This is a genomic window from Geomicrobium sediminis (assembly GCF_016908595.1).
GTDB classification, from domain to species: domain Bacteria; phylum Bacillota; class Bacilli; order Bacillales; family Marinococcaceae; genus Geomicrobium_A; species Geomicrobium_A sediminis.
The window spans coordinates 1-9,654 of record NZ_JAFBEC010000030.1 but is presented as its reverse complement, the minus strand read 5'-3'; the positions used below and the strand labels follow the sequence as shown (position 1 = coordinate 9,654).

Here is a 9,654-nt window from a genome sequence, read left to right as displayed (position 1 = left end):
AAACTAAAACTGGCTGGTCAAAGTCCGATTCAATATCGAACATCAACCAGCCAATCAGCTGTTTAACAAACTCTAACTTTTTGGGGTCACTACCGGTAGTCCGTTTTCTTTTTTATGACTGAATGAACGATGATGTTTTGGGGAAACTCGTTTGTTATACGCGTAAGAAACTAATCTGTATCATTATGTAAACGAGGAAATCACAAGATGATATATAACAGATTGGAGTTGTTCGTCAATTTTAAAAATGTATCGATTAGAAAATGAATATATAGCTGTAAGGATTGACGAATGATTTACTATTCATGTATGCTGTTATTGAAATGTTGTGTATTAGTTTTTAGATGAGTGTCCATGAAACAGATTCAACTCATATGTGAGATTGAAAAGTAGTGATTCAGGGTACGTTAATCATTAGGGAATCACTCAAGTTTGTTCGCTCAACAAGGCATGCTACACAATGCCTGATAATAAATGAAAGAGGTGAGCCGCTTTGGCTGAAAAGACGATTGAAGCAGTAGAAGACAAGTTTGAAACTTTTCAGGTACTAAACGAAGACGGTAAAGTCGTAAACGAAGATGCACTACCAGACTTAAGTGATGATGAACTTAAGGAACTTATGAAACGAATGGTCTACACACGTGTCGCTGATCAACGTGCCGTTTCCTTAGGTCGTCAAGGTCGTTTAGGTTTTTATGCGCCAGTTGCAGGACAAGAAGCGTCAATGCTCGGTTCTCATTTTGCTCTAGATAAAGAAGATTGGATTGCACCAGGTTATCGTGACATTCCACAATTGATTTGGCACGGGTACCCGTTATCAAAGGCGTACTTATTCTCAAGAGGCCACTACAAAGGCGGACAGATGGAAGGCATTAATGTGTTGATGCCACAAATCATCATCGGTGCACAAATCGTACAAGCTGCAGGAATTGCGCTTGGACTTAAGAAAAAACAAAAAGAAAACGTCGTCATTACGTATACAGGTGATGGTGGTTCGTCTCAAGGTGACTTCTATGAAGGAATGAACTTTGCCGGAGCATTTAATGCACCAGCGATCTTTATCGTTCAAAACAACCAATTTGCGATTTCTGTTCCAGCTGAAAAGCAAACAGCAGCAGGTACGATTGCTCAAAAAGCAGTTGCTGCCGGAATTGAAGGCGTACAAGTAGACGGAATGGACGTTTTGGCAGTTTATGCTGCAACAAAGAAAGCTCGTGACAACGCGATTTCAGGAAACGGTCCTACGCTAATTGAAACGCTTTGTTACCGCTACGGGCCACACTCCCTTTCTGGTGATGATCCAACGAGATATCGTACTGAAGATCAAGACGATCCTTGGGAGAAGAAAGATCCACTCGTTCGTTTCCGCAAGTTCCTTGAGGAAAAAGGGCTTTGGTCAGAAGAACAAGAGAACGAAGTCGTTGAGCAAGCGAAAGCGGACGTTAAAGCTGCAATTAAAGAAGCAGACGAGACCCCTCGTCAAAAGGTAAGTGAACTCATTGAGATCATGGGTAATGACCTCGGTTCTAACCTTGAAGAGCAACTCGAATACTATCGTGCGAAGGAGTCGAATGAATAATGGCAGAAATGACAATGATTCAAGCAATTACTGAAGCCATGCGCACGGAACTAAAAAATGATGAAAACGTCTTGTTATTCGGTGAAGACGTCGGTCATTACGGTGGTGTATTCCGTGCCACACAAGGTCTCCAACAAGAATTCGGTGAAGAGCGTGTCTTTGATACGCCGCTAGCTGAATCAGGAATTGGTGGTCTTGCAATCGGACTCGGGTTAACTGGATTTAGACCAATTATGGAAATTCAGTTCTTCGGTTTCCTTTTTGAAGTAATGGACGGAGTCGCAGGACAGATGTCTCGTACTCACTATCGTTCTGGTGGACATTATAGCAGCCCAATTACAATTCGCGCGCCTTTTGGTGGCGGTGTAAAAACGCCAGAGCTTCACTCTGATAGCTTAGAAGGTCTTATTGCACAAACGCCAGGGATTAGCGTTGTAATTCCTTCAACTCCTTATGATGCAAAAGGACTTCTAATTTCAGCAATTAGAAGCAATGACCCTGTCGTATTCCTAGAGCACATGAAGCTTTACCGTTCTTTTAAAGGTGAAGTTCCCGACGAAGAATATACAATCCCACTCGGCAAAGCAGACATTAAGCGTGAAGGTAAAGACGTTACACTCATTGCCTACGGCGCTATGGTGCATGAAGCGCTTAAAGCTGCAGACCGTTTAGAAAAAGAAGACGTCAGTGCTGAAGTCATTGACCTTCGTACTGTAAGTCCATTGGATCTTGATACGATTTTAGAATCTGTTAAGAAAACAAACCGCGTAGTTGTCATTCAAGAAGCACAGCGTCAAGCAGGCGTCGGTGCAACTATTGTTGCTGAAATTAGCGAACGTGCAATCTTACACTTAGAAGCACCAATTGCTCGTATTGCAGCACCGGATACAGTATACGCTTTTGCTTCTGATGAGGATGCTTGGCTTCCAAATGCTGAAGACATCTATGAAAAAGCGAAAGAAACGATTGAATTTTAAACGAGCGTTCACGAAAAGGAGGTAGCAACTTATGGCTTACAAATTTAAGCTTCCTGATATTGGAGAAGGCATCCATGAAGGTGAAATTGTTAAGTGGTTCGTTAAAGAAGGAGACAAAGTCGAAGAGGACGATGTTCTTTGCGAGGTGCAAAACGACAAGGCCGTTGTTGAGATCCCATCTCCAGTTGAGGGTACAGTATTAGAGATTAAAGTTGACGAAAACACAACGACTACGGTCGGTGAAGTCATTCTAACAATCGATGACGGTAGTGAAGATGATGATGAGGAAGAAGAAGTAAAAGAAGAAGAATCATCATCTAAAGAAGAATCAAAAGCAAGCGAAGAGAAGAGTGAGAAAGAAACGACGAGCTCTTCATCTAAAGAAGATCAAGCTGACTCAGCTGATGATAAGCGTGTGATTGCGATGCCGACAGTTCGCAAATATGCGCGTGAGAACGATGTAAACATTCAACAAGTCACAGGTAGTGGCAAGAATGGGCGCGTTTTAAAAGAAGACATCGATTCATTCGTGAGTGGCGACCAGCCATCTGCTGACGCTTCTAGCGATGAGCAATCAGAAGAAAGCACAACGACTGAAACGAAGCAAACTACATCAACGGAATCCACTGTTACTGAAGAGCGTGTACCATTAAAAGGTGTACGTAAAGCGATTGCCAAAGCAATGGTAAACAGTAAGCAAACAGCTCCTCACGTAACACACATGGATGAAGTTGAAGTAAGTGCACTCGTTCAAAACCGTAAGAAATTCAAGCCGGTTGCAGCTGAACAAGACATTAAGCTTACGTACTTGCCGTACGTTGTCAAAGCCTACACGTCTGCACTTCGCGCTTACCCTGCATTGAATGCTTCAATTGACGATGAAAATGAAGAGATTGTTTACAAGAAACAATTCAACGTTGGAATCGCAGCGGATACAGATCGTGGTCTAGTTGTTCCAGTTGTTCGTGATACAGATCGTAAATCAGTATTTATGCTTGCATCAGAAATTACTGATCTTGCAATTAAAGCTCGCGATGGAAAATTAACGAGTGGTGAAATGCAAGGTGGTACGAGCACGATCTCAAACGTTGGCTCTGCAAGCGGTGCTTGGTTTACACCAGTTATTAATCATCCAGAAGTTGCTATTCTCGGTATCGGTCGAATTGAAGAAAAAGCTGTTGTCGAAAACGGAGAAGTTGTCGTAAGACCGATGCTTGCATTATCATTAAGTTATGATCATCGTCTTATTGATGGTGTTACTGCACAAAATGCACTGAATCACGTGAAGCGTTTGCTTAACGATCCAGAGCGCATAATAATGGAGGGGTAATTCATGGTAGTAGGAGATTTAGCAGAAGAAGTAGACACGCTGATTATTGGGTCTGGCCCAGGGGGATACGTTGCAGCAATCCGTGCCGCACAACTCGGACAAAAAGTAACGATCGTAGAACGCGAGAACATGGGTGGCGTTTGTCTAAACGTTGGTTGTATTCCTTCTAAAGCTCTCATTGAAGCGGGTCACCGTTTTGAAAAAGCTCAAGGTACTGACGAAATGGGAATTACGACAGAAAACGCTACACTTGATTTCTCTAAAGTTCAAGAGTGGAAATCAGGCGTTGTTAAAAAGTTAACTGGAGGAGTCGAAGGACTTCTTAAGGGCAACAAAGTAAACATCGTAAAAGGTGAAGCTTACTTTTCTGCCAAAGATACAGTAAGAGTTTCTGGTGAGAACTACAACTCTCAATCGTACAAATTCAAAAACTGTATCATTGCAACAGGATCTCGTCCAATTGAACTTCCTCCGTTCCCACTAAGTGACCGTGTAGGAACGTCAACAGGTGCTTTAGCACTTGAAGAAGTACCAAAGCGTCTCGTCGTTATTGGTGGAGGTTACATCGGTGTTGAGCTTGCTGGTGCTTATGCAAACCTCGGTAGCCAAGTGACTGTACTTGAAGGTGAGAAGCGTATTCTTACTGGATTTGAAAAGCAAATGGCTCAGCTCGTACAACGTCGCTTAAAGAGCAAAGGTGTTGAGTTTATTACTCAAGCCAAAGCTTCAGGCGTTGAAGAGACAGAGGAGGGCATTACAGTATCTGTAGATGTTAAAGGCGAAGAGCAAAAAATCGAAGCGGATTACTTGCTCGTATCTGTTGGACGTCGTCCAAACACAGATGAGCTCGGTCTTGAGCAAATCGGTGTAGACGTAACAGATCGCGGTCTTATTAAGACGGACAAGAAACTTCGTACGAGCGTTGACAACATTTTTGCAATTGGAGACATCGTTGATGGCCCACAACTTGCACACAAAGCGTCTTATGAAGGTAAAATTGCAGCAGAGGTTATCTCTGGAGAAGCAAGCGAAATCGATTACCTCGGTATTCCACTCGTTGCCTTTACAGAGCCTGAGCTTGCATCTGTTGGACACACTGAGGAAAGCGCGAAAGAAGCAGGATTTGAAACGAAAGCTTCTAAATTCCCATTCCAAGCTAACGGTCGTGCATTATCACTTAACGACTCTGATGGCTTCATGAAGCTCATTACTCGTAAAGATGACGGACTAATTATCGGTGCACAAGTAGCTGGACCAAGCGCATCTGATATGATTGCTGAAATCGGTCTTGCAATTGAAGCGGGTATGACAGCTGAAGATGTTGCAATGACAATTCACGCTCACCCAACACTTGGTGAGATTACGATGGAAGCAGCAGAAGTTGCAATCGGTACACCAATTCATATTAAGTAATTTAGTAAATAACCGTCCGTGTTCATCGCGGACGGTTATTAATTTGTTGTATAACACGTAAGGGTAAATGAGGCGCTGTTTCTAACTGCTTAATGTTAGGTAAACCTTCGAAAATAAAAAGGCGGTAAGAGCTCAGAAGAACTCTTACCGCCTTTTTCTGTTGGACGTTCATATTAATACGCATGTTGTAAACTGAAGCGATCATGGTCACTTCTTAGTTGATGCAAAATGACCTCACGCGATGTTTTTCCTGAAGCTCGTACATGGTATACACCCGTATCTTGTAAAACAAGTGCTGGGTATTCATCAAGGTTTAAATCATCGATGAGAGATTCGTGTGTCGTTTTGTCTACTAAGTTTACTTCCGTATCGGGATGCTCTGCATGAAACGTGCTGATGGCTTCAAGATACGTTTTCTCTACTTCATGATCTTTATCATCGTAAATGAGTAAAATCATTGGTTGATCACTGTGTATTAGATCATCAGTTTCAATAGAAGAAGCGTTATTAAAGGAACATGCGATCATTATGACACTACATACAAAAAGTGTGATAAGTTTCCCCAACTTAAACATTTCACGCATCCTTTCATCAGCCTTAGTGCGATCATATCATTAAAGGTAGATGAAAAGACTATATTTCCCATATTTGTAAACGTAACGAAAGTTCTGTGATGCGTTTGTTATAAAGCAGGAAAAACATACCAACTACTAGTTGTTTTGATTGCCGTCTTTATTTTGTGGGTTTGTTCCTTTTGAATCTGTTGTTTGTTTGCGTTTTTGTTGTTGCTCTTCTTTTTTCCTTGCTTTTTCTTGTTCGCGAAGTTGTTTGCGTTCTTTTCGTAACTGTTCTCTCTCTTCTTTGAGTAGTTTCAATTCCTCATTCATTTCTTTTCGACTCCGAGCTTCTTTTTGGTCGATGGCTTTACGCTCTTGAATTAAAGATTTTACAAGTGAGACAGTCATAAGAATCATAATTACTGAAAATGGTAAGGCTGCAATGATTGCTGCTGTTTGCAGGGCATCCAATCCGCCGGCTAAGAGTAAAATGGCAGCTGCTGCCGATTGAATTATACCCCATACTGCTTTGACTGACATCGGTGGGTTCATTCTTCCGCCTGTTGTTTGCATACCTAGAACGAATGTGGCTGAGTCGGCTGATGTCACGAAGAACGATGCAATTAATAGAACAGAAAGACCTGTCATAATCGTCGCTAACGGATATTGCTCAAGGAGCGCAAACAACGCCATTTCTTCACCGTTAGCAGGATCTGAGATCAAGGAGAATATCGCTCCGCCAGTTTGATTATCCAGTTCCATTGCAGCAGTACCAAACGTCGCAAACCACAATGCACTAACGGCAGTTGGAGCTAAGATTACGCCTAACACAAATTCACGAATCGTACGTCCCCTTGAGACGCGAGCAATAAATGTGCCGACAAAAGGTGCCCAAGAAATCCACCAAGCCCAATAGAATAAGGTCCATTCATTGACCCAACTCGTTGCCGTTTCATCGTCAAATGCTGCGAGCCTGAAGCTCATGTGAGGGAGGTTTTGTAAGTAACTACCTACAGTTTGCGTAAACGCACTTAGAGACATTACGGTTGGACCTACAATTAAGACGAAAAGTAAAAGCGCAAAGGCTAATGCGATATTCGCCATACTAAGTATTTTGATCCCTTTATTAATACCAGTTGCAGCTGATGCGATATAAATAACCGTAACAACGGCGATAATCCAAAGTTGTAATGTCGTGCTGTTTTGCACAGGGAAGAGTTGTGATAGTCCAGCGCCAACTTGTGCAGTTCCTAGACCAAGAGAGGTTGCGACTCCAAAAATAGTAGCAAATACAACGATGAAGTTAATGAGAGTGCCAATCCAACCATCTGCTTTATCGCCAATCAGAGGGCGGAATGCTGCACTTACAACGCCTGGAGCATTATGCCTGAACCCAAAGTATGCAAGCGCAAGTGCGACGACTGAATAAATTGCCCAAGGGTGAAATCCCCAGTGGAAGAAAGAATATTGAAGAGCCTCGGCTGCAGCTCGGCTCGTTTCACCTTCAGCAGTTGCTGGGTTGTAGTAGTGATTGAGTGGTTCTGCTGCTCCCCAAAAGACGAGCCCAATGCCCATACCAGCTGTAAATAAAAATGCGAACCAAGTGAAATAATTGTATTCAGGTCGTTCGTCAGGTTTCCCTAGTCGAATTCGTCCAAAAGGACTGACGACAAGAAAAATAGAGAGAAGTACGAAGGCTGATGCGGTTAACATATAATACCAGCCAAGTTGTGTGGAAATTGCCGCTTGTAATGATGACAGCGTGTCCATCATATGCTCAGTTCCTATTGAGCCCCAAAGAATAAATAGGGCGGCAACGACCACGGAGATGTAAAACACAGGTGTAAGTCGTTTCATACTAGCTACCAACTTCCTAAAAATATTGCAATGAGTTAGTGAAAGCCAATAATTGTCTTCCAGATTTCTCATAAGTATTCATCTTAACAAATAAGTTGTCCTTTTTGGTAGGAAAATATTTCTCATTTTGTGTCGATTCCTGTACTATGGAAAATGAATGGAATTAAATGGAGGTGGACGTATGAATAAGCCCAAAATGCTTATTGCTTTAGGAGCGTTGCCATTGCTCGTGTTAAGCGCCTGTGGCGACACTGAATCAGAGGAGACAGCAGCAGAAGTTGAAGGAATTGATGAACCAGTAGAAGAAGTCGAAACTGACATTGAAGATGAGAACAAGTCAGACGATGAGCTAGAATCGGATGAAGAAAATGATAATTCTGATGAAGATGTTGAAGAAGAACCAGAAGAACTTGAGCCTCAATATACATGGAATCAAGAAGCGGGGATCTTTGAAAGCATTGGAGATGCACAGAGTGAAGCAGTACTATTAACGATCGATGACGCACCTGACAATCATGCAGTTGAGATGGCGGAGATTTTACATAATCTTGATGTAAGTGCAATTTTCTTTGTGAATGGACATTTTCTAACTACAGAAGAACAAGAAGAAGAGCTACTGCAAATTATTGATTATGGCCATGCAATCGGAAATCATACGATGGGCCACCCAGACTTACAAACGCTCTCTGAAGAAGAGCAATACGAAGAAATCGTTGGGCTCAATGATGTCATTGAAGACATTAGCGGTGAGCGCCCGGACTTTTTTAGAGCTCCGTTTGGTTTGAACACTGATTATACGAGAGAACTTGCGAAAGACGAAGAAATGCTATTGATGAATTGGACATACGGATATGACTGGGAAAGTGATTATTTAGAGGCAGAGCCACTCGCTGACGTTATGGTTAACACTGAACTATTACGTAACGGTGCAAACCTACTCATGCATGACCGCGAATGGACGAAAGATGCTCTTGAAGATATTGTTTTAGGTATAGAAGAGAAAGGTTATCGCTTTATTCATCCTGATGAAATCGCTCTTGAAGATGAATAAGTTATACAATTATAAAGAAAAGCACACGTAGATGTTAATCTTGTGTGCTTTTTTGTGTGAAAAAAATAAATGTGTTATACAAATAATCGTTGACAAGATCAATGTGACGTCATATTATAGTATTAACAGTAATAAAACGCTTACAAGGAGTGTTGAAGATGTCAATCATTATTTGTGGAACGTGTAATTGTACAATTGAACATTACCAAGGTGAGAAAATAAGCACACTATATAGTAGCTGTAACGAGTGCAAAAGCAAAAAGAAAAAGAAGTAAGATCATACGCTCCCTTCAAAGCTGATCCTTTGAAGGGAGTTTTGTTTGTATTGTGTTATACAATTAGCTCGATGAAAACGAGCTAAGCGTGTCGTTATGACTGGTCGGGTAAGTTTGTTCACTTACCTTTGTCTTATACGTCTACGATTTGGTACAATGTGTGCGCGATGAACGTGCACATATTGTAGTGTGGTTTAAAGGAGGAAATGAGAATGGCAAAAGATGAAGTTTCAATTCCGCTATCTCCAGATTGGTCTCAAGAAGAAATTGTTGCGGTCGCAAATTTCTTTTCGGTCATTGAGCAAGTGTATGATCAAGGGAGACAAGCGAGTGAAGTTCTAGCAGCTTATAAACAATTTAAAGCGGTCGTTCCATCTAAAAGCGAAGAAAAGAAGACGTTTCAAGAGTATGATGAACAAGCTGACACGTCGACTTATTCGGTCATTCAAAAAGCAAAAGCAATAGAGCCTGACGAGAAAGTAAAATTGTAATAAAAAAGGACAAAGAGAATGTCTCTTTGTCCTCAGGCTGTTGAGAAAGTCATTTCTCAACAGCTTTTTCTTATTTATAGACGCCGAATCATAACCACGCTTTGTTATAATAGAGAAAAGAACG

The 9,654-nt window shown here is 41.7% G+C and carries 9 protein-coding genes; 7 read left to right on the top strand and 2 right to left on the bottom strand.

What is annotated here, in order from left to right; translation table 11 throughout:
• Positions 1–493: 493 nt before the first annotated feature.
• From pdhA to lpdA, 4 genes are read left to right on the top strand one after another with little or no spacing between them, the layout of a single operon-like run.
• On the top strand, positions 494–1,579 hold the full coding sequence (gene pdhA / locus JOD17_RS21130) for a pyruvate dehydrogenase (acetyl-transferring) E1 component subunit alpha (RefSeq protein ID WP_204699902.1): 1,086 nt from the start codon (positions 494–496) through the stop codon (positions 1,577–1,579).
• Positions 1,579–2,556, top strand: coding sequence for an alpha-ketoacid dehydrogenase subunit beta (locus tag JOD17_RS21125; protein ID WP_204699901.1), 978 nt, complete (start codon positions 1,579–1,581; stop codon positions 2,554–2,556). Before pdhA ends, JOD17_RS21125 begins: the two co-directional genes overlap by 1 nt.
• A gap of 31 nt (positions 2,557–2,587) precedes the next feature.
• Positions 2,588–3,886 (top strand): dihydrolipoamide acetyltransferase family protein, encoded by a 1,299-nt coding sequence (locus JOD17_RS21120; protein WP_204699900.1) that lies wholly within the window; start codon positions 2,588–2,590, stop codon positions 3,884–3,886.
• A 3-nt stretch (positions 3,887–3,889) separates the two neighbouring features.
• A complete protein-coding gene (lpdA, locus tag JOD17_RS21115) occupies positions 3,890–5,299 on the top strand; it encodes a dihydrolipoyl dehydrogenase (protein ID WP_204699899.1) in 1,410 nt (469 codons plus the stop codon).
• Positions 5,300–5,472: 173 nt separating this feature from the next.
• On the opposite strand, the gene JOD17_RS21110 is transcribed toward lpdA, so the two are convergent.
• Positions 5,473–5,826 carry a hypothetical protein gene (locus JOD17_RS21110; protein WP_204699898.1) on the bottom strand — a complete coding sequence of 118 codons (354 nt, stop codon included), beginning with the start codon at positions 5,824–5,826 and terminating at the stop codon, positions 5,473–5,475.
• Between the two features lie 183 nt (positions 5,827–6,009).
• Positions 6,010–7,713: a glycine betaine uptake BCCT transporter gene (locus JOD17_RS21105; RefSeq protein WP_204699897.1), complete on the bottom strand. Its 1,704-nt coding sequence runs from the start codon at positions 7,711–7,713 to the stop codon at positions 6,010–6,012.
• Positions 7,714–7,894: 181 nt separating this feature from the next.
• Here JOD17_RS21105 and JOD17_RS21100 point away from each other — a divergent pair, with 181 nt between their 5' ends.
• The 3 genes from JOD17_RS21100 to JOD17_RS21090 all read left to right on the top strand — a co-directional run bounded on the left by JOD17_RS21100 (position 7,895) and on the right by JOD17_RS21090 (position 9,530).
• Entirely contained in the window at positions 7,895–8,764 is an 870-nt protein-coding gene (locus JOD17_RS21100; RefSeq protein WP_239575801.1) for a polysaccharide deacetylase family protein, read from the top strand.
• A gap of 158 nt (positions 8,765–8,922) precedes the next feature.
• Positions 8,923–9,039 (top strand): GapA-binding peptide SR1P, encoded by a 117-nt coding sequence (locus tag JOD17_RS21095; RefSeq protein ID WP_081831626.1) that lies wholly within the window; start codon positions 8,923–8,925, stop codon positions 9,037–9,039.
• 212 nt (positions 9,040–9,251) lie between these two features.
• Positions 9,252–9,530 carry a UPF0223 family protein gene (locus tag JOD17_RS21090; protein ID WP_204699896.1) on the top strand — a complete coding sequence of 93 codons (279 nt, stop codon included), beginning with the start codon at positions 9,252–9,254 and terminating at the stop codon, positions 9,528–9,530.
• The last annotated feature ends 124 nt before the right edge of the window (positions 9,531–9,654 follow it).

Bases quoted from the DNA above. Each gene is read 5' to 3' on its own strand.
- JOD17_RS21125 (WP_204699901.1), top strand. From the start codon at position 1,579: ATGGCAGAAATGACAATGATTCAAGCAATTACTGAAGCCATGCGCACG.
- JOD17_RS21120 (WP_204699900.1), top strand. From the start codon at position 2,588: ATGGCTTACAAATTTAAGCTTCCTGATATTGGAGAAGGCATCCATGAA.
- lpdA (WP_204699899.1), top strand. From the start codon at position 3,890: ATGGTAGTAGGAGATTTAGCAGAAGAAGTAGACACGCTGATTATTGGG.
- JOD17_RS21110 (WP_204699898.1), bottom strand. From the start codon at position 5,826: ATGATCGCATGTTCCTTTAATAACGCTTCTTCTATTGAAACTGATGAT.
- JOD17_RS21105 (WP_204699897.1), bottom strand. From the start codon at position 7,713: ATGAAACGACTTACACCTGTGTTTTACATCTCCGTGGTCGTTGCCGCC.
- JOD17_RS21100 (WP_239575801.1), top strand. From the start codon at position 7,895: ATGAATAAGCCCAAAATGCTTATTGCTTTAGGAGCGTTGCCATTGCTC.
- JOD17_RS21095 (WP_081831626.1), top strand. From the start codon at position 8,923: ATGTCAATCATTATTTGTGGAACGTGTAATTGTACAATTGAACATTAC.
- JOD17_RS21090 (WP_204699896.1), top strand. From the start codon at position 9,252: ATGGCAAAAGATGAAGTTTCAATTCCGCTATCTCCAGATTGGTCTCAA.